We start from the raw sequence: 22,233 nt of genomic DNA on the forward strand, positions 1-22,233 counted from the left end.
GTATGGTGCGCTCATGGATACGACGGGCGTCCGACCACCACATTTGGCCGGACGCCCGTCGTATCCGATCGCTAGCGGTTGCTGGACTTCATCCGCTCGAAGACGACATCGAACACCCGCGGGTCCTGCTCGTCGACGAAAGCGGCCAAGATGTGCGTCAGAACCTCATTGTGGGGGATGCGCCCACGGGCAAGCCGATCCGCGAGCGACACGGAGCGCCGGTCGACATCACGCTTGAGCGTGTCGGGCAAGGCGTTCGAGGGCTTGAGGGTTGGCGGCTCCGCTCTCTCTATGACGCCCGCCAGCGACTGAGCGATGACTTGCACGTCATCTTCGTCGCTGAGCGCCAAGCCCCCGGGGATCAGACTCAAGGTCTCCCGTAGCCGCTTGGCGGTGACCTTGTCCGCACCGACGGCCTGAACGACCATCTCGTACACCCCGACCGATGCCTTCAGCCCGTGCTTGTTCTGGAACGGGAGGAGCTCGCGTACCTGTCCCTCGGGGGCCTTGTAGCCGCGGACGGTGAGGACCTCACCGAGTTCCCAGCCGTCGCGGAGCTGACTGCACCGGGAGCGGCTGATGCCATGCTCGATCTCTGACCATTCTTCGATGGTCTTGTAGCAGCGCTCCGGCTCCAGCTTGTGCGGGATCTTTCGGAACAGGCGGCCGGTGGCCACGGTGTCGAGGGACTTGCCCGCGACCCATGTCGCCGTGGACAGCAGCTCGATCCCGGCCACGCAGGCATCGAGGCGTTCCTGCTCGTCTGCGGTGAGGGGGCCGGTGCCTGCCGGGTCGACTGGGTCGGGGATCTTGTCGAGTCCAGGCCGGGCGGCGTTGACGGCGGCGGTGATCCGTTCGGCGAGGGCCTGCTCGGTGAGCGCCTGGCGCTCTTCTTCGACTCGGGCGGCGGTTCGGGTCAGGCTGGTGGCGGCATCGCTGGATGCACCGTCGTCGTCCCAGCCGTCCAGCTCGAAATCCTTCTCGCTCACGCGGCGGTCACCAGCCCTGCGTTGGCGGCGATGGTACGGAAGAAGCCGGCGGTGTCCGTCTTGGGCCGGTAGAACACCACAGGGAGTCCCTTGTTGCGAGATTCCTTGAGGTCGGCGGACCGGACGGGGATCTCTCCCAGCAGCGGGATGCGCGGGTGATTGCGCAGCTGCTTGTAGACGGCGGCATCGAAGTCACCCATGGGCTTCATGACGCGGCCGATGACCATGCCGAGGATGTCGAGGTCGTCGGCGGGGCGTCCGAGGTTGGCCATGATCTTCTTGTGCTGAGCGACCTGCATCTTGACGGCCTTCATCGCCCATTCGTCGACGTCGACCATGATGATCGCTGCCGTCGCGGCTGCGGTCTGCGCGTCGGTGTCTGTGTCCAGAGCGGGGCGCATGTCGAGCAGGATGTCGTCGTACTCGCTCTGGAAGTGCTCCAGCATCCGGGCATAGAACTGGTTGGCCGACCCCGTCTCCCGCAGCCGGGAGGGCAGGAAGGCCATGTCCATGCTGGCGGGCAGGACGTCGATGTTCTCTACGCGGGTCTTGGCGATCAGCTTGTGCGGGTCGGACATATCGATAACGACGGTGGCCTGGGTGGGGCCCTTCTCGTCGTCCAGCATGGGCACCTTGAAGGAGCTGGTGGCGTTGCCCTGGGGGTCGCAGTCGCAGAGCAGGACGCGGCGGCCGTGCTCGGCAAGGGCGCCTGCGAGGTTGATGGTGGTGGTCGTCTTGCCGACGCCACCCTTCTGGTTGCACATGGCGATAATGCGGGTCCGGTCGCTGTCGCTGATGCGAGGCGCTGGCAGCCCGAGGGCACCAGAGATGGGGCCCGAAGCGGTTTCGGTCATGGCAGGGACGATATCCAGAGTGCGGCACCGCCCTGAGCAGCACGCCCGCATCCCACCCCTCTGAGAACGTAAATCGGAGGCGATCCCAGCGTCGACCAAGATCATTCTTCTACAATTGTAGAAGAATGATCTTGGTCGACGGGTTGGGTCAGGAACGCAGTCCGGCCAGGAACCGCGTCCGGCGACCCAGGCGCCACGGCCGCCAGGAATTCCCGATGTCAGATCGCCATCGGGGAGCGACGGACACAGCGGATAGGGTTTCGTCCGTGACGAATCAAGACCCTGGGGAGGCCGCACATTCGGATGACCGTGACAGTGATGGCCTGGTCTCGGTAGGTGAGTCAGTCGGCATACGTGAGCGCCTGCTGCGTCGTACGTGCGGATGGTGCGGAGCGCCGATGACATGGTCGGGGACGGGTCGGCCCCCTCAGTACTGCCGTGCCGCGCATCGTAAGAAGGCGTCTGCGGTGCGCCGTGCCCAGGCGCTCGCCGACCGGCCGGTAGCTGAGGGGGGCCGGTCGGCGGAGCCGGTGCGGGAGGTGGTGGAGCGTACGGTGACCCGGACCGTGGTGCTTCAGGCGCCGGTGGAGGTGCGGCATGTTCCGGCAACGCGTCTGAACGGTGAGCCGTACACGCTGCCAGCGGATGCGATCGAATGGGCGCAGGCGCTCGCACATCTGCGTGCCGCCGCGGAGGCAGCGCATATACCGGGCGTTGCGCGGGAGTCGCTCGCGAGGGCCTGTGATCTGACGGCCCATGCGCTGCGCGCTGGCGCGGGGCGTGTGGGTGAGCGGTAACGGCTACGGCCTGAAACGCAAAAAAGCCCTGCCCCAGCATGTGCCGGGGCAGGGCTTCAGGGCGAACTGGGTGTCAGGCCGCCCAGGTGCGGGCGCACCTTCGTCGGGGTTGGGGAGGCTGGCAGCGGTTGTCGGGGCGGCGGGATGCCGCATCGCGGTGATCGGGACCGGCCCCGGTCTCGGTGGCCGGCGCCCAGATCATGCGCCAGGTGTCGTCCCACTCGCAGCCGTGGTCGGGGTGCGGGTGCCGTAGGAAGAGGCCGTGGGTGTGGATGGCGCGCGGGATGCGGGGGATGAGCGCCGCGGGGTCGTCGCCGGGCCGGGGATGGGCGCGCTCGATGAACGGGCCGACCCGTACGGCGGCGAGCATCGCGCGGGCCTGGTCGACGACGGCCTGGTCCTCGGGGGAGATGGCGCCGGGGGCGTGACCGCAGCGGCGGAAGAAGGGGCGCTTCATCGGGTCGGCTCCTCGAGGGGGGTGGGGTGCGGGGTGGCCGTCGGCATGGCCGGGCTCAGGTAGCGGGCTGCGGTGTCCACGAAGTTGTCGTGGGCGACCTTCGCGGCCTCGCGGGCCTCGGTGAGCCGCTGCTTGGCCGCCTCACGGTCGGTGTCGGCCGCAGTAGTGGGGACCGCCTGCCGGATCGCGTAGGTCAGTGTGATCATGCGGTCGGCGGCGGCGCGCACGGCCTGGTTCTCGATGAGGACGCGCAGGGCGACCAGTGGGCGGGTGATAGCGCTGCGGGTCATGTGGCTCTCGCCGCGCAGGGTCTCGATCCGGTCGGAGCCGGCGCCCTTGAGGACGGCGTCACCGCGCCTCCACATCTTCGTGCGGTGGTCGCTGGCGGCGCAGGCGAGCGCGGTGACGGCCTCCAGGCGGTCACGGCGGATCGCCTCGCCGTGGCTGGCACGGACGCCTCGTTCGGCGGCGCGCTCCTGAAAACGGCCGGAGACGATCGCGCCCAGCAGGGTGGCGACGATGGCGAGGGCAGCTGTGATGAGGGTGGGTAACACGCGGGACCTCTCGGGTTGCTGACGAACGGGAAAGCGCCGCGCCCGGCCGGGGAGGCGGGGCACGGCGCTCGGGGTGCGGTGCTACGTGTCTGACGGCGGGCGGCGTAGGCCCCGGTGGCCGGTCATGCCGGTCACCAGCGGGCGGCGGTCGGGAAGGCGTCGTGGTGGTGGCCGTCCAGGAGGCGGCCGGCGTTCTTCTTGCCGACGCGGCGCATCTCGATGCGGTGCCCGTGGTCGTCGACCGGTTCGCCGACCAGGACGCTGCCGCGCGCGGGCCTGGTACGGATGACGAGGGCGCCGGAGGGTGCCCATTCGCCCCACTGCTTGAAGAAGAAAGGCGTGTGGGTCTGCCGGCATTCGTCGCGGATCTCGCGTACCCAGTCCGGGTCCATGGTGCGGGCGCCGGGTCCGGACTCGCCGCCCGCGATCACCCAGTGGATACCCCGGGTGAATCCGCTGTCGCATCCCGCGTCGTCGCACGGCCCGCAGCCGTCGTCGTGGGGTGCGCCCGCGCAGCAGCGGCACGGCACCAGCAGACAACTGCTGAGGTCGAGCGGGCCGAGGAGCGGTTCCGCGGACAGAAAACGCACGGCGGCTGGCGTATCCAGGAGCGCGGGGATACGCAGGTCGGCGCGTTTCTGGTCTTCGACGCTCACCCCGAGCCACACATTGGGCAGCGGCTTGGCGAAGTGGCTCCACCACTGCCGTGTGTACGCGTCGCGCTGGTACCGGGGGATCGGGGCCGCGTCATCCGTGACGATCGCGGTGGTGGCCTCCTCGCACGCGTGGCGGAAGGTGAAGCTGGAGAGCAGGGACCGCATCCGGCCGTGGCGCTTGGTGAGTACCTGGTAGGTGTGCTGCGGGGTGAGCGCCATCACGGCGAAGACGCGGGCGATGTGCTCATCGGGGACCTTGTCGTGGAAGAGGTCGCTCATGGAGTTGACGAAGATCCGGCGGGGCTTCTTCCAGCGCAGCGGCACCAGCAGCCGCTCGGGCCGCAGCTGGATGTCGAAGCCGTTCTCGAAGTGGTGGCCGGCCGTTCCGCGGAAGCGTTCGGCGAAGGTTTCGGCGTAGCAGTGGTCACAGCCGGGGCTGACCTTCGTGCAGCCGGTGACGGGGTTCCAGGTGGTGTCGGTCCACTCGATGGCGGTCGTGCCTGACACGGTCGTGCCTCCGAGACATGAGGGGTCGGGTGCAGGGGGGTGGGCGTGGGTGATCTGTGAAAGGGCCGTGGGCCTCGGTGTGGCCCGCGGAGGCGTGGGTGTCCGGGCCGCCCGTCTGCCGTCTGCGGGTCAGGCGGGCGGCCCGGATGTCACGCGCCGTCCAGCGGGAGCCGGGCCTTCTGTCGCCCGGCTCGGCTCCCGGGGCATGGCGCTTCTGGACGTGCACTGCGCCGGCACCGCCGGGCCGCGCCGGGCGCGCTGGCCGGTGCTCAGTTCTCGTCGGCGGCCAGGCGCTCGTAGTTCGCGAGCAGCGCGCCGATGGCGGCCGCGTCTTCGGCGGTGCCGACCCAGGTGCCGGTCTCGGTCCAGACCGGCACGTCCGTGGTCTCTGCGTCGAACACGCAGATGTACGGGCCGTACCGCTCCAGAGCGGCGGTGGCCACGGCGGCCGGGTCGGCCAGGAGCGGCGCGGTCGCGAGGACTTCGAGCGCGGTGACGTCCAGCCACATCGGCTCGCCCGGGGTGCGCGGGAGGTGGAGGCGGCCGGTGACCCGGAGCTGGTCTCCGGGCACCAGGTCGTGCAGCACCTCATGCGCCATGACCGGGTCGGAGACGGTGCAGGGCAGGATCATTTCGTCCGTGCGCTCATCGCTCGGGCTGGCGGTGAGGCGGAACCTCGCGGTCGACCCGTGCAGGTCGCCGGGCACGGTCTCCTCGTCCAGGAACCCGTCCAGCACTATGAGGTCATCCATGGCCGGTCAGCCCGCGGAAGCGAGGATGCCCGGCGCCGGGTGCGCGGCGGCGTACGCGTCCAGGACGTCCCTGGCCGGCGTGCCCCGGTCGGAGACCTGGTGGCCGTTCTTACGCGCCCATGTCCTGATGGCGGCGAGCTCTTCCCGGGTGCGTCCCCTGCCGCCCGTGCGGTTCGGGGCGGCCGAGGAGGCCGCCGTGGTGGTACGGGTGCCGGCTTTCACGGTGCGCAGCTCCTCCTGCGCCCGTTCCAGGTCGGCCCTGGCCTGGGCGACCTTCTCTTCGGCCTCGCGCTGCGCGGCCTCCGCCTCGCAGCGCTCGGACAGCTCGGAGAGGTCGCCCCGGATGCGGGCGGCGCGGCTGCGGACTCCGGCGGCCGGGTGCGCGGCCGCCCACTCGAGCAGCTCCTGGACCTCGGTGGAGACGGTGAGCGGGATGACCGGGATGTCGATGGCCGGGGCGCCGGCGGCCGCGCGGGGCAGTCCGAGGACCTGCTCGGCGATGAGGTCGCTGAGCTCGGTCGCGCTCAGGCCGGTGGCCGTGAGGATGGCCTGTTCGCTGTCGCCGTTGTTGTGCATCGAGACCGCCATGGCCTCGTGCGCGGACACAGCCGGGGTGGCGGGAGTCGTCGCCATGGTGGAGGTGTCTCCGGTTTCCGGGAGGAGGGGGAGCAGGGCGGTGAGGGTGTCGGTGTCGGTGGGCAGCCCGAGAGCGTCCAGGAGCAGCCCGAGGTCGTACTTGTCGCGGGCGTGGCGGGCGGTCACCAGGGACGCGGCGCCGCTCTGGTCGCCATCGAGCGGGCTGAGGTCGAGGAGGGTCTCTCTCAACTCGGTGAACACGACGGGCCCCCCTTGTGTCTGGTGGTGGTGCGGGGCTTGCGCTGGGCGAGCACCAGGAGCTCGCGGTTGCGCTTCTTCTGGGCGTCGGTGAGCGGCTGGGGCTTCCGGTGCCAGAGCGGGGACGCGGGTGGCTCGGGATAGGCCAGGGCGTGGTCGGTGTAGGTGTCGTGCGATGAGGTGCTGCTCATGGGTGCCTCCGGGTGGAGGGGTTCAGGCGTGGTCGTCATCGCGTCGGCCCTTTGGCCGGACGTCGGAGGCGAACCGGCCGAGGCGTGCCTCGGTCGGATTCGCGGTGATCCAGGACTCGGCGCATGCCTTGTGGACGGGCTCGCCGTGGTGGGAGCGCATCGGTGTGGGCTGCTCGCACAGCACGCAGGGGCGCATCTGCCAGTGGTCGTAGTGCTGGCTGTCGCGCCAGTCGAGAAGGCCGCCGGGAGCCGGGACGCATCCCGGCTCGAACGGCGGCTTCTTGTCTCGCTTGCGGGTCACAGCCGTAGATCGGGCAGCTGCTGGAGGACCTGGTCCACGAGGTCCTGCGTCGGCTTCCAGGCCGGGAGTGCGCCGGTAGCGAGCACGGGCAGTGGCAGCTCGTGGACATCAGTCAGGACCAGGTGGTGCACGTCGCGCTCCGCCCACGGGCTGGAGCAGCGGGCAGGCCCCTGATCCAGATGGCAGTCGGTGAGCCGGGCGATCCCGATCACCGCACCGAGGGGGAGTTCGCGGCCGCGGATCGCGGTGGCGACCATCGGGTCGCGCAGCACGGCGGGCGCCGGCCGTGTCTTCCCGGCGTGGAGAAGGACCCAGCCGCGCCAGCTCCACGGCTTGGGCCTGTTCTCAGTGCTCTTGCCCGCGAGGATGCAGGTCGCCCAGGGCTGGCGGATGGTGATGCCGCGGATCCAGTCGCCGCCCTCGAGTTCGGCGGCGCTCACGCGACATCCGCCGGGAGGTGCGTGCCACGGCGGCCGGCGCGGCGGCCGTTGACGGTCTTCGCGTAGGCGTCGGCTCGCGTCGCGAAGTACGGGAAGGTCGCCTTGCCCTTCTTGACCTTGTACATCGCTTTGTCCGCGCCGCGCAGGATCCGGCTCATGGTCTCGCCGGACAGGTCGGCTGCGCGGGCGATGCCGATCGAGACGTCCAGGCGCAGCGTCTGCCCCTCGTACTGGAGGGGCTGTTGCAGCTGCTCGCGCAGTTCGGTGATCTCCGCCAGGGCGGCGGCCGGCGGGAGCACGGCGCAGACGGCGAATTCGTCGCCGCCTAGCCGGGCCGCGAACGCCTGACGGTTCGCGCTCCAGCGGGCGAGGCGTCGGCCCATGGTCTGGATGACGGTGTCGCCCGCGGCGTGTCCGTAGGTGTCGTTGATGCCCTTGAAGTCGACCCCGTCCAGCATCAGGACGTGCAGGTCGTTCCGGTGGCGGGTGCGCAGGAGCCGCTCGCTGTACGCGGTGAACTCCGGTCGCAGCGCCAGCCCGGTGAGCAGGTCCTTGCGGGCGTCGGCCAGGCGTCGGTGGAGCGTCAGGGCGTGGACGGTCCAGCCGGCCAGCGGCAGCGCCGCGGTGGTGAGAAAGAGGGCACGTTGCCCGGGACGGGCGTGTAAGCGCGCGGGGAAGGTCATACTGGGTGTCCCTTCTTGTTCTTGCGGGATGGGAAGGCCCGGCACCGCCGCAAGCCCGGTAAGCGAAGGCGGTGTCGGGCACTTCTGTGTGCGGGGCCGTGTACTGGCGCCCCGGGGCTGTCCGTTCACTGCTGGGCGTGGCGGAACACCGCGACCGTCCCGGCCCCGCGAACGTGCGGGACCGGGGCGGTACGGAGGAACGCCGCGTTCGCGGGGTGGTCAGGGCTGGAGGTCAGCCGCCTTGTCTGCTCATAGCCGGATGGTGATCTGGGTGCGCGGGTCGCCCGCGCTGGTGTGGACGGTGCTGCGGTGCGCATCGAGACCGGCGGCCCCGCCCTGGATGGGGAGGTGGCAGTCCGGACAGCCGTGGAACCAGTGGTCGCCGGCCGGGAGTTCGGCCGGGGTGAGCGGGTGCGGGTGCGGGCCGCCGGCTGCGCGGCTCACCGGCGGCCGTCGGGGCGGGTGGTGAGCCAGGTGGTGACGGCGGCGGCGCTGATGCCGATGGCCCGGTGGAGTGCCGCGTCCAGCTCCATCCACGAACTGCCCGGCCCGGTGAGCTCCTTGGTGACCGCGCCTTCGTCGTCGAGGCGAACCGCCTGGCAGTGCTCGATGTAGCCGGTCTTCTTGGTCTTCTTCGCCAGCCACAGCAGTAAAGCCCCGCGGTCGATCGCGGCGTGCGTGGAGGCGTTGATGGCCGCGCCGGCGAGCAGCGCGGTCGGCGTGACGCGGTAGCCGAAGGCACGGGTGATCGCGATGGTCGCCCCGAGCTGTACGGCGGTGTACGACGCGACATGGCAGGCGACCGCGCGCCTGCCAAGGGTGCTGGTGGTCATGGTCGGGCGGGTGGAGTCCGGGGCGGCGGGGGTGCCGTCGGCGTGGACCCGGTCCCGGCCGTACAGGCGCTTACGCGACGCGGTTTTCGAGCCCTGGACCCAGTGGTCACAGGCCGGGTGAAGCTCGCCGAAGGTCGCCAGCAAGGTGCCGAACAGGGCCAGGCGCTCCACGTGGATGGATCGTCGGGACATGTTGGAGGTCTCCTGATCTCGCAGAGAGGAAAGGGGTTCGAGGGTGGGCGAGGACCAGGCGGAGCGGCCGGAGGTCAGGTCCTGGCCGCCCACGACGACGGGCGGACGCTGTCGCAGTACGGGCCGCCGGAGTCGCCGTCGTGCGTGGAGCGGCCGTCGGTACGGCGCAGGTCGGCGAGGATCTCCAGCAGGTCGTTCTCGTCGGCCAGCTCGTAGCCGACGTAGCCGTGTTCGCAGGTGCAGGGCGCGAGCAATGTGAGGACGCCGCGGTCGTCGCGGTCGGGGTCGCTGGTGAGGGTGTGGTGCAGCCAGATGCCGCCGCCCAGGCAGGCCACCGCGCCCGGCTCGATGCCGTTGTCCGGGAGGGCGGGGTGGCCGGTCCATCCGTCGTCCTCCACCGCCTGGGCGAGGGTGGCGGTGTAGGCGGTGTAGATGTGGTCGGCGGCCGCGGTCTCGGCGCCGTCGCACTCCTCGTCCCGGGAGACGCGAGTGGTGGTGTCGACGATGCCGAACAGGATGGCCAGCGGGGAGTCGGCCTCGTACGGCTGTACAGCGGGGGTGAGGGGCTCGAGCACGAGCGGTTCCTCCAGTTGTGGGTGGACAGCGAGCGCCGCGCCCCGCCGGCGTCGTGCTGGTGTCGGCGGGACGCGGCGCGATGCGGCCGGGCGGCCTGTACGGTCCTCGCCCGGGTGTGGGCGAGGACCAGGCAGGGCGTCGGGTCTCAAGGGGTGTTGCGGGCCGAGCGGCTGCCCGGGGTCAGCGCCGGAGCTGGCGGGTGTTGTCGGGGGTGTCGTCGTCGGGCGCGGGGGCCGGGGCGGGGATGTGGATCTCGGGCCGGATCTCGATCTGGGGCTGGAAGGCCGGGGCGGGCGGGAGGAAGTTGCTGACCACCGGGCGCAGGCTCAGGCCGCGCAGGGCGAGGGTGGAGCCGATGGTCCAGGCGAGGACTGCGATCCCGGTGGCGACGGTGCGCCCGTCGGCCGGGGCCGCGGACCACACGGCCAGGACGCTTCCCGCGCCCCAGCAGGTCCAGGTGATGCGGGCGCCGGTGCTGCCGATGAACCCGCCGATCAGGCCGAACCAGCCCACGAGCTGCCAGAAGGTGTAGACGGCGGAGCTGCTGACGGCGAGGCCGGCGGTGTGCTGGGCGATGTAGGAGCGGACCGGGGTCTCGACTGCGCCCCAGAGTTCGCTGGAGGCGCTGGTGCCGGCCCGGGTGGCGGGGACCGCGTCGGCCATGCGGCTCAGGGCGGCGTCGACGATGTCGCCCGCGGTGTCGAGCAGGATGATGACCGCGCACACGCCGGTGAGGATCAACAGGGCCTTGATCCAGTTGGCCATGAAGTGCCATCCGGCCTGCGGGGCCCGGCGCAGTTCCTCCCATCGCCCGTGCAGGAAGCCGCCCTGCTCCCAGGAGGCGTTCCACCCGGCGCGCAGCTGGGCGAAGCGCACGGTGCGGGGGCCCTTGTTCAGGTCGGTGTCCGGCGGCGGGGGTGCCTGGTTGAGCAGGTCGAGGAAGCTCGGGTTGTGCCGGCCGTTGATGGGCTTGTCGTCGGGCTGCATGGCGAGGGGTGCTCCCTTGATCGGGGTCGTGTGACGGGTGGTGGTGTGCAGGCCGGAGGGCCTGGCCCGCACCCGACCGCCGGGGGGGGTCGGGTGCGAGGCAGGTGGTCCGGAGCCGGGGGTCAGAGGCCGCGGGCCTCGGCGAGGCCGGCGGCCTGGTCGAGCATCCGCATCGGGATGCGGCCGCTGGCGAAGTTGTCGTTGAAGGACGGCACGGAGTCGGTCTCGCCGACGTTGCGGCGGATCGCGTCCATCAGGACCTGAAGGCCGCGCGATTCCAGGCTCTGGTCGCCGCCGGCTTCGATGTGGATCGCGCCGTACAGGCAGCGGGCGCCGTTCTCGTCGGCCAGGGCGCCGGCGCACCAGCCGCCGGTGAGCAGCCGGTGGTGGGCGCGCTGGAGGAGCGCCGCCACCGGGGTCGGGTAGGGGGTGGGCGGGGGCTGGAGGGTCGGGGTGGGCGGGATGGTGAGGATGTCGCCCGGGTCGACCGGGTCGATGGGGATGTGCGCGGTGTTGACCTCGTAGGCGACGGCCGCTTCCTCCAGCCGGACCGTCATCGCCGCGGTGACGAACACGATGCGTTCCTCGAGGGACAGTGCCGCTGGCGGCACGGGCGGCGCGGTGGTCGGGACGGCCACGAGCGGTGTGTCCTTCCAGGTGTGAGCAGGGCCCGGCCGGGGTGCGGCCGGGCCCTGCGGGGGTGTGCGGGGTGGGGTCAGACGCCGGAGAGGTTCTTGATGGCCTCCAGCGCCTGGCGGGGTGAGGTGACCGCGTCACGGCGTGCGGCGGACTTCCCGCCGCCGCCGCGGCGCTTGCCGCCGCCCTTCTTGGGCTCGTCGTCCCCGTCGTCGTCGCTGTCCGGCTCGTCGCCGAACTCGCCGGGCCGGGGCGGCTCGGTCCAGTCGAACCACAGGTCCCGCGCTTCGAGCTCGCGGATCTCGTGGTCGGTCAGGGTGGCGACGATGTCGGGGAAGCAGTCGTCCAGGCCGGCCTTGAAGTCCATGAACAGGGTGCGCAGGACTTCGGGCTGCTTGGCTTCGACGATCCACCCGGCGCCGCCGGTGTTGGAGTTGGCGGGCGGCTCGGGTTCTCCGGCCATCACCCGCTCGATCCGGCCCTCCTCGGCAGGGGAGAAGGAGCGGGGGAGCGGCTCGGGGGTGTTCTCGGAGGAGATGCCGAGGGTCTTGAACATCTCGGTGACCTTCTTCGGCGCGACCTTCAGGACGACCGGGATGCAGTTCTCGCGCAGGTTCTCGCACAGCAGCTGTGTGAACCCGTCCTGTACGTAGATGGACTGGCCGGCCACCTTCAGCCCGATGCCGTACTTGCGGCCCTTGACCGACACCTTCTCGGCGAGGTCCATGATCTCCGCGCCGTAGTCGCCGTTGCGGGCGGCGGAGAGGAACTCATCGAGGTAGGCGGACAGCATCCGGTAGGGGCAGCCCGGCAGCTTGGGGTCCCAGTCGTAGACCCGTCCGTCGTCCCACGGCATCTCGCCGCGGATCTCCATCAGCGCGTCCAGGGTGCGCAGGAGCCGGATCATGTAGAGCGCGCCGACGCCGTAGCGGTCGGTGTACTCACCGAGCTTGGCGGCCTTCTCGTCCGGGGCTTCGGCCGCCAGCCACACCACCGCGCCGAACAGGGCGTCTGCGGCGACGTGCAGGCCCATCAGCTGGGTCTTGCCGCCGCCGGACGGGGCGACGAACAGGCCGTGGGCCGCGCCCCGGTCGGTGTAGACGCGGTTGCGGGCGGGCTGGCCGTTGCCGAGGTAGCCGGTCACCCACCGGCCGTCCATGTCCGGGGTCAGCAGCTCCTTCGTCGCGGGGAAGATCTGCGCGAGCGGGCTGGAGTCCCACAGGCTGACCAGGACCTGGCTGCCGTCGACGGTGACGAACAGCCGGCCTTCGTCGTACCTGGTCTTCAGCGCGGCGGCCAGCGAGTGCTGGTTGACGCGCGGCTCGCCCATCTCGTCGGGGACCCGGGCGATGTAGTGGGTGACCTTCCGCTCGTGGTCGCGGATCTTCTTGATGAACTCCGAGCCGGGCACGGGCCCGCCGGCGATCCGGTCGGCCCACCACTCGTGGGTGGTGGGGGCCTTGCGGCGGCGCTCGTTCAGGTCGGGGGTGACGTGGACTTCCTTCCAGCCGGGTCCGCCCTCGCGGCCGTACTGCCGGACCACGTCCTCGATCCGTACGTCGGCGGTCTCGACACCGAACGCGGCGGCGACCGCTTCCTGGGTGAGGCTGGAGATCGGCCGTCCGGCCTCGGAGGCGCGCAGCAGCAGGGACAAGTCGTTGGGCATGCCGGGGTGCGGGGTGGCGGTGACGACGATGGTGCGGCCGGGCAGGCCGCGGGCCTCCCACAGCCAGCGGACCTGGCGGGTGAAGGCGTCGGCGCCGTCGTCCGGCTGTGCGAGGGACGGTCCGGGGGCGGGCTGCAGCTGCGGCGCGGGGGCCGGGGCGGCGAGCGCGGGACGGTGACGGCGGCGGGTGTGCCGGGAGAAGGGCATCACCAGGAGGCCGGCCGTCGCCCAGCCGGCGGCGAGGATGCCGTCCAGGCAGTAGGGGCCCCAGCCGATCGTGTTCCGGGCGGCGATGTCGATCGCGGCGGCGGCCACGAGCGGCGACCAGCGCAGGATCTTGCGCCCCGCACCGGGGTCGTCGCTCTTGGCGGCCAGGACCCACCCGCCGACACCGGCCGCGCCCGCCAGCTGCACGACCGTGTTGACGGGGCTGTCGGCGAAGAGGTTCGGGGCCGCGGCGAGGACCGGGGCGGTCAGGGTGTAGAAGGTGCGCTCCAGGGCGACGCTGCGCGGCACGGACACGGGGTTCTCCTTCGGGGTACGGCGATGGGCGGCCCGCCGTTACATGGCGGGCCGCCCATCAGGGATTTCGGGGGAATCGGGTCAGCGGGCGAAGAAGCCCGGTTTGGGGGTGCGCTCCGGGCGGCTGGAGCGGATGTCGTCCAGGCCCTCGTACAGCCGGGCATGGGTGCGCCGCGTGTCCTGGGCGAGGCCGGAGACCTCCTGGGCCGTCTCGTGGAGCTTCGTCACTTCGACGGCGGCGCCGCCCAGGGCGACGGACACCTGGTTGGTCATCGCGATGAACTTGCGGTCCAGCTCCGCGTTGGCGATGTCGACGGCCAGGCCCTCGGAGCGCCGGGCGTTCGTCCTCATGCTGCGCAGCAGCGCTTCGAGCTCGTTGCTGGCCAGGTCCATGGCCGTGGCCAGCGTCTTGAGCTTCTGCTGGACGGCCTTGTAGCGGTTGTCGCCGTCCGTCTTTGCGGCGGCACCGCCGGTGGTGGGCGCGGGGTCGCTCATCGGCGGACCTCCCTTCTAGTCGTGGTGGGCGGCGGAGGAGGCGGTGGCCAGGCCCGCGTCGTCCATGGCCTGGATGTCCTGGCCGTAGACACGGCCGACCGACATGGCGGCGATCCGGGCGGCCTCCGAGGCGATCTCGCATTCGGTGGCGCACCGTCCGGCCAGCCGCTTCATGCGGTCCGCGGCGTCGGCCAGATCGGTGATCCGGTCGACGACCGCGGTGGCGATGTTGTGGTCGACGACCAGGTCGGCCGCCATGTCCCGCAGCGCGTCGGCGACCTTGCCGAGCGCGGCAGCCAGGTCCTGGGCGCGGTCCTTGTCGAGCGCGGCGGCGATCGCGATGTTCACGATCTCCATCAGGTACTCGCCGAAGGTGATGTCGGTGCGGTGCTTGGCCGCCATGCCGGTCTGGCCCGGCGCGGGCGTGTTGACCTCCGAGGCCACGGAATCCTCCTGTGCGGTGGGTCGGCTGGTACCGGGACGCTGGGTGTGCGGCTCGGGCGCGCGGGGGAGGCTCGCCGGGCTGCTGACGTACGCCCCGAAGGGGTCGGACGGGTCGTCGACGATTACCGCGTCCGGGATGTCGTCCTCAGCCGGTTCGGGCTGCGGGGTGCGGGTCGGGCCGCCGGGGCGGTCCACCGTGACGTCGCCCAGGTCCTCAGGCCGAAGCCTCGAGGGCTCCTCCGGCTCGGGCTCGGGGTCCGTCCCGGTGCCGTCCTTCGCGTCCGTGTCCTCGGAGGCGTCAGACGGCTTCTCCCCGCTCTTCTTGTCGACGTCCGGCTCCCTGGCCGCGGAGTCGTCCTCCGGACCGTCTGAGGGCTCCTCAGAGTTCTTGGTCGTGGCCTCGGAGTCCTTGCCGTCCTTCGCGGCCTTGTCCTTCTCCGCCGCGCGGCGCTTGTCCCAGCGGCGTTGCGCCTCCTCCCCGAGGGCCGCGCCCAGGGTGGTGCGGTCGCCGGCGGTCCCGGCCGCCTCCCGCTTCGCCCGTGCCGCGGCCTTCCGCCCGGCTTTCACCCTGCGGCGTTCCTCGCGCGCCGCCTGGACGGCGGCGCGGTCCTGGTCGCGGTCCTTGCTGCGGTCGGCGAGGTTGGCGGCCTGGTTGGCGCTGCGCCGCTGCTGGCGTGCCGCCTGGCGGGCGGCGGCGCGCTCCTGGCGGCCGCGGGCCCGCTCCGCCCCGGGACCGGCGGCCGGCGAGTCCTTCGACCTGCCGCCGTCGCCCTTCGAGCCGCCCTTGCCGGTCCCGGTACTGCCCGAGCCGTTCTGGCCGCCCGAGCCGCCCGAACTGCCCTTGCCTGTACCGGCCTTGCCGGACCCGGAGCCTCCAGAGCCGTTCTGACGGCCTTTCGGTCCGCCGGACGACTCATTGCCCTTCGAGGTGCCCTTGCCGCCGCCAGCGGAGCGGTCAGAGCCCTTCCCGGCGCCCTTGGGGGGATTGCCGCCCCCGGAACCGCGACCGGAGCCGCCGGACCCGTTCGTTCCCGAACCCGAGCCCGCGCCGCGGCCGGAGCCGCCCCCGCCGCCGGCCTTCGAGCGGCCGCCCTTGTCGGTGCCCAGGCCGGAGCCGGAAGACCGCCCCGCGTCGGCCTTGCCGCGCGCCGCCGCCCTGTCGGACTTCGCTTTCATCTGCGCGGCGTGGAACTTCGCGTTCTGCTCCATCATCGCGGTTTCCTGCGCGGTCCGGGCCTCCAAAAGCGCGGCCTTACGCGCTATCTCCGCCTCACGGAACGGCGCTTCACCGGCATGCCGGTCCCGCGCCATTTCCAGACGGAGCTCCAGCCAGTCACCGAGGCGGTCCGCGAGAGAACGAGGCTGCTCGTATTCGCCTTCCTCGTATTCTTCATCCTCGGAATCCGGGGCGTCCGGCATTCCCGTTTCCCGCAATGCAACTTCCGGGGAAATAGGGCCGTGAATGGCCGGGACTTCCCTGGTCACCCCCTCCGGGAATTCCGGAGGAGCACCGCCGTCCGCACTGCTGCCGGACGGTTCGGAATAAAAGAGATCCCCACCATCGGGGGCATCCGGCATTCCGCCGGAATCGCCGCCCCGGGTGGGGAGGCTGATGACGTTGCTGTCGGTGTCGCCGGACACGCGACCCCTCCTCCTGGACTTGACAGTCAGCTCCGGCCTCGCGTACACGCGCGCACGCCACGCGCGGCACGCGACACGCGCGGCACGCGTTGGGATCGCCGAAGGGCCGCCCCCAGGGATCGGGAGCGGCCCTTCGTACGGGGCACGGGAAGCTAGCCGACGTGGCGGCTGTAGACGTTGTGCAGAGCGAGCGCGGCCTCACGGATGAACTCCGTGTTCCCGTCGCGGTATGCCTGGGTGCCTCGGATATTCACAATCCGGAGCCAGGCGTAGAAGGTGCCGAGGTCTTTGCCGTGCTGCGCAATCAAATCCTGTTTGATTTGGTGCTCGTGTTCCGCACGGTTCATCTGCTTCCGCTCTGCTTTCGTGAGCGGGCGACCTGCACTCACGCCGACTCCCGGCGGTCCAGGTTGTAAATCGACGTGGGACCACCATAGCCCGGATTCGCGCTCGGCGCACCCCGCTGACCCGCGTTTTCCGGAGCAGCCTGGAGCGTCGGGTTGTCCTTACGCGTCTTGAGCTGCGCCTTTTCCTTTCGGTTTTTCTTGGCCTCCTTCACCTTTTCGTCGTGGGCGTGGCGCTTATGGGCGCTCTTTTCCAGTCCCGAAGCGACGCTCTTGAGATTCTTGAGAACGTCGTTCAGGGACTTTTCCACCGGGAACGAGCGCAGGAAAACCTGGCCCCACTTGTCGCCCTCCACGCGGGTCCCGCGGCAGTACACGCGGGCCTCACGCTGGAGGATCTCCAGCTTGGCCTGCATGTCCAGCACGACCCGGTTGAAGTCCGCGAGGTAGTGCGCGTAGGCGGCGGGGTTCTGCGCGATCTCGCGCAGCGCCGCGTTCGGGTCGTCGAAGAAGGGCTGACCGTTGTTTTCGGTGCTCACGGGGTCCTCCGCGGGGGTCGGATCTGCTGTACTCGGGGGGCTGTGGACTGCTTCCGGCAGTCGCAGTGAGGGCCAGCCCGCTTCCTTCGGGCTGGCCCTCACTGGTGTGTGCCGGACTCGGATCACGTCAGGTGCTTGTCCGCGTCCTCGGGGCGCAGCAGGCCGGCCTTGGAGAGCAGGCGCACCGCGCGGGTGTTGTTGACGGAGAGCTGGTTGCGGACCTGGTAGAGCGTCACGAACCCGTCCTTGCCGCGGGGGAGCTGCTGTACGAGCGGCAGGAGCTCTTCGTCCGTCCGTACAGGCGTACCGGGACGATCCTCGCCCCCCGTGCTGCCCGTTCCGGTTGCGGGAGAAGACGCGGCGGCCGTACCTGTACGGGCTCCCGGAACACCCTCGTTGCCGGGTTGTGTACGGACGCTGATGGCGCCGGTGCGTCCCTGTACGGCCGCGTTGGTCGAACCGGTACGTCCCGCAGTCGCTGTACCTGTACGCGCCGCCCCGCCGGGGGTGGTGTGTACGCCGCCTGTACGGTCGCTGTACGGCCTGGTCAGCGCCGCTTCCGCTCCGGCATCGTGCGGCGGGTGGGAGGCGGGGCGTACAGAGTCTGTACCGTCCCGTCCGGTGCGCGTCTCGTCGGGCCGTACCGGTCCGTGAGCGGCGTACAGGTCGTGGCTCGCGCCCTCTGTACGGCTGGACGACGCGGTGTCCGTACCGTCTGTACGCCGGTGCGTACCTGTACGGGCGGGCATTCCGTTTCCGCCCTCCGTACCGGTACGGCCGTCCGCAGCGGCCGTACCGTCGTGGCCGTCCGTACCGTCGTCGTGCATGAGGGTGTGGACGCGCCAGATGACCGCCACGAAGATCAGCACGACGAACGTGGTCAGCTGCCACGGGGCGGAGTGACCGGGCTTGACGATCTCGGCCTGCTCGGACAGGTGGTAGGTCACGTTCGCCGACGCCATCAGCAGCAGCGCGTAGGGGATGTCCTTCTTGGCCCGGAACGCGGTGACGCAGTAGACGTCGATGCTGACCGGGAGCAGCGGGGCGACGTACTGGTTGATGCCGACCATGCGGGCCAGTTCGTACTCGCCGGAGGCGGCGAGCCCGACGCCGGCGGCGAGCGCGATCCACGGCGCGGTCTTCCACGCCTTGCGGCTGAGGTTCTGCTGCCAGCCGCGCCGGCGGGAGGCGGACTTCTTCGCCTCCCGGGCCTCCTCCAGCAGCCGGCGGGCACGGGACTCATCGGCCGAGGCGCGGTCGGTGACGGCCTTCGCCTTGCGCTCCGCCTCGGTGGTGATGCGGCTCGCTTCCTTCTGGGCGGCCTCGCGCAGCTGCACCGCGACGGTCTTGGCCTCGTCCCGCAGGCGCTCGCGCTGCTTGTCGCACGCCGCCGTGAGCCCGGCGAGTTCGTCGGCGAGGGCCTTGCGCTTGGTGGCGGCCTCCGCGTCGAACTTGCCGGTGAGCTCGCGGAGCTTCGTCCGCAGCTCGGTGCGGGCCGCCTCCGCCTCCGTGTGCGCGGCAGCGACCCGGTCGTCGGCCTCACGGCGCCGGTCGTCGGCGGCCCTGACCGCGTCCGCGTACAGCGCCTCCGCCTCCGCCCGGCGGCCGTCGTACTGCTCAGCCGCCGTCGCCGCCAGCTGCGCGAACCGCTCGCGGGCCTGGTCCACCTCCCGCTGCGCCGCGGCCACCAGGTCGTCGGCCTGCTCCTGGGCGCGGGCGAGGATCTGGCCGGCCTCGGTGCGGCGCTGGCCGACCAGCGTGCTGATCTCGGTGAGGTCGGCCTCCGCCAGGCGGCGCAGCTCGGCAACGGCCGTGGCGGTGGCCGCGCGGTCGGTGGCGGCCAGCTCGGTGAGGTCGGTGACCTGCGCGCGGGCCTCCCGCACCAGGGTCTCGGCACGTTCCCGGGCCTGGGCCAGGAGCTGGTCGGCCTCGCCGCGCGCCGTCTCCAGGCCGGCCGTGACGGTCTCACGCCGGGCAGTAGCCTCCTGGTCGGCGTCGGCGGTGATGCCAGCGGCGCGAGCCCGCGCCTCGGACATCAGCACGGTGACCTGCTCGTGCGTGTCCGCGACGGTGCGCGCGGCGGCGGTCTCGGCTTCCGCCTGGAGGGCGGCGGCCTGCTCGCGTGCGGTGTCGATGATGTCGGCGGCCCGGTCCCGGGCGTCCGCGACGCGGGCCAGCGCCTCGAGGTCAACGACCTCCGTGACCTCCGTGACCTCCGTGTCCGTCGTCGCGGCCGGGGCCGGGGAGGCGTCGGGAGTGGGGGAGGCGGCGGGCTGCGGGGCCGGACGGGCCGCCGGCTGCTTGCGGGCAGGGCTCCTCTTGCGGGCGGTTCGTGCGGCGGCCACGCCGCCTCCTTCCAGGTCGGGTGCCGCCCCGGGGCGGGGCGGCGCTGAAGAGCTGAAGAGCAGTGGGGGTGGGCGAAGCAGTGGGGGGCGCTCCCGAAACGCGGGCGGCTGCTCCCGAAACGGCGGCCGGTGGAACCGAAACGGCCCCGCGAGGTGATCGTCTTCCTGGCGAGGCCGTGCCGAAAGATCGGCCGCCCGGGGTGCGGGCGGCCGACTCGGGAGCGTGCTGCGCGGCGGGAACGAAACCGCCGGGGGCTCCCGTCAGGCGGGAGCGAAACCCAACGCGCCGTCTGGGCGCGGACGCTCAGCCGTGGTCCGGCCAGCGCGAAACCGGGCCGAAGAACACCCGGAGTGCGACAGCGGCCAGCAGCGGCGGCACCAGCAGCAAAACGGCGAACAGTACGTAGCGCACAGGCGTGACCCCTTCAACAAATGGTCCGACCGGGCTGTCCGGCTCCCTTGCGACTCGGGCCCTCCCGGCGAGATCCGGAAGAGCCCGAGCAGGCAACCGGCAGGCAGGCAGATCAGCCGGAGGTCGGGGTGCGCAACTCGCGGGCGCGGTCCGCATGGTGGGCGGCGCGCTGGTTGTAGTGGGACACGCAGGCGTGGGCCTCGCGCTGGTCGGTGCTGGCGACGTTCGCGGCGCGTCGCGTCGCCTCCAGCGCCAGCTCCTCCTGCTCGCGGGCCAGATCCTCACGACTCATATTCATGGGGGGGGCTCCTTCCGCCGGGCTTTCCGGCTCCCCTTCACCCCGAAGCCCCACCCGGCCGGGACGCGGCGGGTGGGGCTTCGGGGATCAGGCAGCTGGCAGTCCGGTCACGCGTCGTGGTCGGCCGTCTCCCGTGTCTCCGCCGCCGCGTTGCGGGGCGGCGGAGGAGACAGGGTCTCGGTGATCACGAGGTAGCTGTCGTGGTCGGCGGTCGTCCACTTGGCGGGATCGCCGTGCAGCTGGCGGAACTGAACGGGTGTCATCTCGTTTCCTCCCGGGGGTCAGTGCTTGCGGCGGCGCTGGAGATAGGCGTCCTGGAGCCGGGTGAACTGCTGGTACAGGCGCTGGCCGGTGTCGCACCGCGCGTCCGGCGAGCACCGGGTGCAGGTCTCGCCGTGCGCGCGGCTGTCGGCCGCGGCCGTCATGTAGCGGTCGTACAGGGGGTCAGCCACGTGAGCTGGGGCCCTTCGGTGCGGGGTGGAGGTGGATGTCGGCGACCCGGTGACCGGCCTCCCACGCGCTGGCGGCCGTCATCGCGGCGGCGGCCAGGAGCACGTGGACGAGGGGATGACCGAGACCGAGCCGGGCGGCTGCCCGCGCCGCGCGGTACTGCGCGGCGCGGGCAGCCTGTATGAGGTGAGGGATCAGGACTCCAGCGGTCCGGGGGCAGCAGAATGCGGCCGGCCGGGCTCCGGCGGAGCTTCGCCGCGGCCGTCCCGCTCATGCGGAGTGGGACGGATCGGCAGGGGAGGACGCGTACCGCTCACTTCGAGCCTCCGCCGCTGCTGCGCTTGTTGATCTCCTTCAGCCGTTCGGACAGTTTCTTCTTCTCCGCGTCGTCCACCGGGCCGTGGGCGATGGCAGCCTGGGTGCGCATCAGGCCACCGCCGATCCGGTGAGGACCAGTCGCGGCCGGACGGTGTCACCGGGGGACATCTCCTCGAGCGTGCGCCGCGCGCGGCGGCCGGCGCGCAGAGCCCGCCGGTCGCCGTCGGCGACCAGGTCCCGCACCAGCCGGTGGAGCGTGTCCCCGGCGGTCAGCAGTCCGGTCTGCACCCACGCGCCGCACGACCCGCAGACCGACTGGACGCCGTCGCGCCGCATCGGCTGCCCGCAGCACACCGGCGCGGCGTCGGCGTGGATGCGGATGCGGATGCGGATGAGGGTCTTGCCCGGGTCCCGCTTCGGCAGCGGCTCGCGGTCCGACGGCGTCGTGTCCGCCTGCCCGAGCGCGGCCCGCCGGCCGCCGTCAGCGACCAGGAGCCGCAGCGGCTGGTGGAAGCCGGTCTCGTCCCGCTCGAAGCCGCGCCGGTCGTCGTCGCGCTCCATGTCGTCGGCGAATCCGGCGGGGAGCGTCGGCCGTACACCGCACCCGCAGGACTCGAAAGTCCCGCCACAGTTGGGGCAGTTGCCGGTCGAGCGCGGCTCCGGTAAGCCGTTGGGGGTGGTGACGGCCGGTCCCGGCCGTGTCATGATCGGAGTTCGCACAGGGAGGTCCTTTCTACGGGTTCCTGTGTGTTGTGGTGCCGCCCGGGAGGTCAGAGTCCCGGGCGGTTTGCTGTGCGGTGTCCTGCGGACACCCCGCGGTCGCCGGACCCGGATTCGGGGCCGGCGGCCACGGCGCGTGCAGGACCGTCAGGCAGCCGCGCCCCACCCGGTACGGGCACGGCGAGCGGTACGGATAGCACGGGCCTGGTCGGCGAGATGCCGCACCCGGTCGTTCTGCGCGGCCTGCGCCAGGCCGCTGCGGCGAGGCCCGCCGCTGCGGCGGTCGGGGTTCTTCGCGGCCTCCTCGCGCGCCGCGACGGTCAGAGTGACGAGCTCCTCCCACTCGGTGTCGCGACCGGCGGCAGCCACAGCGGCGAGGCGGCCGGCCTGGCGGATCTCCCGGTCGACCGCCAGCTGCTGGCCCGTACGACCGCCCCGCACCATGTCCTCGGCGGCCCGCTCCCCGTCACCCGCCCTCAGCGCGAGCTCCTCACACGCCGCGCGCACCGGGCATCCCCCGCAGAACCGGAGCGCCCCCTCCCGCTGCGCCGCCCACAGCGTGGGCGGCGCGTCGTCGGCGCGGAAGAACAGATCCGTCCCGACGCCGACACCGCCGACACCGCCGCTGGCGCAGCGGGCGTCGGCGGCGACGGCGGTCTGGAGCACGGTGCTCCGCGCGCTGCGGGCGGCAGTGGGTGTCATCCTCATCGTCGTTTCCTTCTGTCGGGCGGCTGGCGGTATCTGTCCGGACAAGCGACCACGGCCCCGGCCGCCCCGAACACCTGGGGCGGCCGGGGCCG

The 22,233-nt window shown here is 71.8% G+C and carries 28 protein-coding genes; 1 reads left to right on the top strand and 27 read right to left on the bottom strand.

Annotated features, from left to right (window positions below; all coding sequences use genetic code 11):
* Positions 1-71: 71 nt before the first annotated feature.
* Together ACWGDX_RS29520 and ACWGDX_RS29525 are read right to left on the bottom strand one after the other, a co-directional pair.
* Positions 72-989, bottom strand: a complete 918-nt coding sequence (locus tag ACWGDX_RS29520; RefSeq protein WP_453630420.1) for a hypothetical protein — start codon at positions 987-989, stop codon at positions 72-74.
* Positions 986-1,843 (bottom strand): ParA family protein, encoded by an 858-nt coding sequence (locus ACWGDX_RS29525; protein ID WP_453630422.1) that lies wholly within the window; start codon positions 1,841-1,843, stop codon positions 986-988. Before ACWGDX_RS29525 ends, ACWGDX_RS29520 begins: the two co-directional genes overlap by 4 nt.
* A 467-nt stretch (positions 1,844-2,310) precedes the next feature.
* Between ACWGDX_RS29525 and ACWGDX_RS29530 the strand changes: the two genes are divergently transcribed.
* Complete coding sequence (locus ACWGDX_RS29530; RefSeq protein ID WP_453630424.1) at positions 2,311-2,640, top strand: hypothetical protein; 330 nt, start codon at positions 2,311-2,313, stop codon at positions 2,638-2,640.
* A gap of 73 nt (positions 2,641-2,713) precedes the next feature.
* Here the strand turns inward: ACWGDX_RS29530 and ACWGDX_RS29535 are convergent, their stop codons facing one another.
* The 25 genes from ACWGDX_RS29535 to ACWGDX_RS29655 all read right to left on the bottom strand — a co-directional run bounded on the left by ACWGDX_RS29535 (position 2,714) and on the right by ACWGDX_RS29655 (position 22,141).
* On the bottom strand, positions 2,714-3,097 hold the full coding sequence (locus ACWGDX_RS29535) for a hypothetical protein (RefSeq protein ID WP_453630426.1): 384 nt from the start codon (positions 3,095-3,097) through the stop codon (positions 2,714-2,716).
* Positions 3,094-3,651: a hypothetical protein gene (locus tag ACWGDX_RS29540; protein WP_453630428.1), complete on the bottom strand. Its 558-nt coding sequence runs from the start codon at positions 3,649-3,651 to the stop codon at positions 3,094-3,096. Before ACWGDX_RS29540 ends, ACWGDX_RS29535 begins: the two co-directional genes overlap by 4 nt.
* A 131-nt stretch (positions 3,652-3,782) precedes the next feature.
* Positions 3,783-4,814 (bottom strand): DUF5131 family protein, encoded by a 1,032-nt coding sequence (locus tag ACWGDX_RS29545; protein WP_453630430.1) that lies wholly within the window; start codon positions 4,812-4,814, stop codon positions 3,783-3,785.
* 269 nt (positions 4,815-5,083) lie between these two features.
* Positions 5,084-5,566, bottom strand: a complete 483-nt coding sequence (locus ACWGDX_RS29550; RefSeq protein ID WP_453630432.1) for a hypothetical protein — start codon at positions 5,564-5,566, stop codon at positions 5,084-5,086.
* Between the two features lie 6 nt (positions 5,567-5,572).
* Positions 5,573-6,403: an Lsr2 family DNA-binding protein gene (locus ACWGDX_RS29555; protein ID WP_453630434.1), complete on the bottom strand. Its 831-nt coding sequence runs from the start codon at positions 6,401-6,403 to the stop codon at positions 5,573-5,575.
* On the bottom strand, positions 6,388-6,591 hold the full coding sequence (locus ACWGDX_RS29560) for a hypothetical protein (RefSeq protein WP_453630436.1): 204 nt from the start codon (positions 6,589-6,591) through the stop codon (positions 6,388-6,390). The genes ACWGDX_RS29555 and ACWGDX_RS29560 overlap by 16 nt, the downstream gene beginning before the upstream one ends.
* Positions 6,592-6,613: 22 nt before the next feature.
* A complete protein-coding gene (locus ACWGDX_RS29565; protein WP_453630438.1) occupies positions 6,614-6,892 on the bottom strand; it encodes a hypothetical protein in 279 nt (92 codons plus the stop codon).
* Entirely contained in the window at positions 6,889-7,332 is a 444-nt protein-coding gene (locus ACWGDX_RS29570) for a hypothetical protein (RefSeq protein WP_453630440.1), read from the bottom strand. Before ACWGDX_RS29570 ends, ACWGDX_RS29565 begins: the two co-directional genes overlap by 4 nt.
* Positions 7,329-8,015: a GGDEF domain-containing protein gene (locus ACWGDX_RS29575; RefSeq protein WP_453630442.1), complete on the bottom strand. Its 687-nt coding sequence runs from the start codon at positions 8,013-8,015 to the stop codon at positions 7,329-7,331. Before ACWGDX_RS29575 ends, ACWGDX_RS29570 begins: the two co-directional genes overlap by 4 nt.
* Before the next feature lie 249 nt (positions 8,016-8,264).
* Entirely contained in the window at positions 8,265-8,459 is a 195-nt protein-coding gene (locus tag ACWGDX_RS29580) for a hypothetical protein (RefSeq protein WP_453630444.1), read from the bottom strand.
* Positions 8,456-9,040: a hypothetical protein gene (locus ACWGDX_RS29585; RefSeq protein WP_453630446.1), complete on the bottom strand. Its 585-nt coding sequence runs from the start codon at positions 9,038-9,040 to the stop codon at positions 8,456-8,458. Before ACWGDX_RS29585 ends, ACWGDX_RS29580 begins: the two co-directional genes overlap by 4 nt.
* Positions 9,041-9,114: 74 nt before the next feature.
* Positions 9,115-9,615, bottom strand: coding sequence for a hypothetical protein (locus ACWGDX_RS29590; protein ID WP_453630447.1), 501 nt, complete (start codon positions 9,613-9,615; stop codon positions 9,115-9,117).
* Positions 9,616-9,796: 181 nt separating this feature from the next.
* Positions 9,797-10,603 carry a hypothetical protein gene (locus tag ACWGDX_RS29595; protein WP_453630449.1) on the bottom strand — a complete coding sequence of 269 codons (807 nt, stop codon included), beginning with the start codon at positions 10,601-10,603 and terminating at the stop codon, positions 9,797-9,799.
* 122 nt (positions 10,604-10,725) lie between these two features.
* Positions 10,726-11,241 carry a DUF6197 family protein gene (locus ACWGDX_RS29600; RefSeq protein ID WP_453630451.1) on the bottom strand — a complete coding sequence of 172 codons (516 nt, stop codon included), beginning with the start codon at positions 11,239-11,241 and terminating at the stop codon, positions 10,726-10,728.
* Between the two features lie 77 nt (positions 11,242-11,318).
* Entirely contained in the window at positions 11,319-13,427 is a 2,109-nt protein-coding gene (locus tag ACWGDX_RS29605) for a chromosome segregation protein ParM (RefSeq protein WP_453630453.1), read from the bottom strand.
* Between the two features lie 81 nt (positions 13,428-13,508).
* Positions 13,509-13,922: a conjugal transfer protein TraB gene (locus tag ACWGDX_RS29610; RefSeq protein ID WP_453630455.1), complete on the bottom strand. Its 414-nt coding sequence runs from the start codon at positions 13,920-13,922 to the stop codon at positions 13,509-13,511.
* Positions 13,923-13,937: 15 nt separating this feature from the next.
* Positions 13,938-15,785, bottom strand: a complete 1,848-nt coding sequence (locus ACWGDX_RS29615) for an ATP/GTP-binding protein (protein ID WP_453630457.1) — start codon at positions 15,783-15,785, stop codon at positions 13,938-13,940.
* Positions 15,786-16,159: 374 nt separating this feature from the next.
* A complete protein-coding gene (locus ACWGDX_RS29620; protein WP_453630459.1) occupies positions 16,160-16,396 on the bottom strand; it encodes a hypothetical protein in 237 nt (78 codons plus the stop codon).
* Positions 16,393-16,890, bottom strand: a complete 498-nt coding sequence (locus tag ACWGDX_RS29625) for a hypothetical protein (RefSeq protein WP_453630461.1) — start codon at positions 16,888-16,890, stop codon at positions 16,393-16,395. Before ACWGDX_RS29625 ends, ACWGDX_RS29620 begins: the two co-directional genes overlap by 4 nt.
* Positions 16,891-17,012: 122 nt before the next feature.
* Positions 17,013-19,235: a hypothetical protein gene (locus tag ACWGDX_RS29630; protein ID WP_453630463.1), complete on the bottom strand. Its 2,223-nt coding sequence runs from the start codon at positions 19,233-19,235 to the stop codon at positions 17,013-17,015.
* A gap of 524 nt (positions 19,236-19,759) precedes the next feature.
* Positions 19,760-19,945 (bottom strand): hypothetical protein, encoded by a 186-nt coding sequence (locus ACWGDX_RS29635; RefSeq protein WP_453630465.1) that lies wholly within the window; start codon positions 19,943-19,945, stop codon positions 19,760-19,762.
* Between the two features lie 107 nt (positions 19,946-20,052).
* Positions 20,053-20,208: a hypothetical protein gene (locus tag ACWGDX_RS29640; RefSeq protein ID WP_453630467.1), complete on the bottom strand. Its 156-nt coding sequence runs from the start codon at positions 20,206-20,208 to the stop codon at positions 20,053-20,055.
* 18 nt (positions 20,209-20,226) lie between these two features.
* Positions 20,227-20,397, bottom strand: coding sequence for a hypothetical protein (locus ACWGDX_RS29645; protein ID WP_453630469.1), 171 nt, complete (start codon positions 20,395-20,397; stop codon positions 20,227-20,229).
* A 424-nt stretch (positions 20,398-20,821) separates the two neighbouring features.
* Positions 20,822-21,433 (bottom strand): hypothetical protein, encoded by a 612-nt coding sequence (locus ACWGDX_RS29650; RefSeq protein ID WP_453630471.1) that lies wholly within the window; start codon positions 21,431-21,433, stop codon positions 20,822-20,824.
* 147 nt (positions 21,434-21,580) lie between these two features.
* Entirely contained in the window at positions 21,581-22,141 is a 561-nt protein-coding gene (locus tag ACWGDX_RS29655; protein WP_453630473.1) for a WhiB family transcriptional regulator, read from the bottom strand.
* Between the last annotated feature and the right edge of the window lie 92 nt (positions 22,142-22,233).

It is taken from the genome of Streptomyces sp. NPDC055025, from assembly GCF_053608565.1.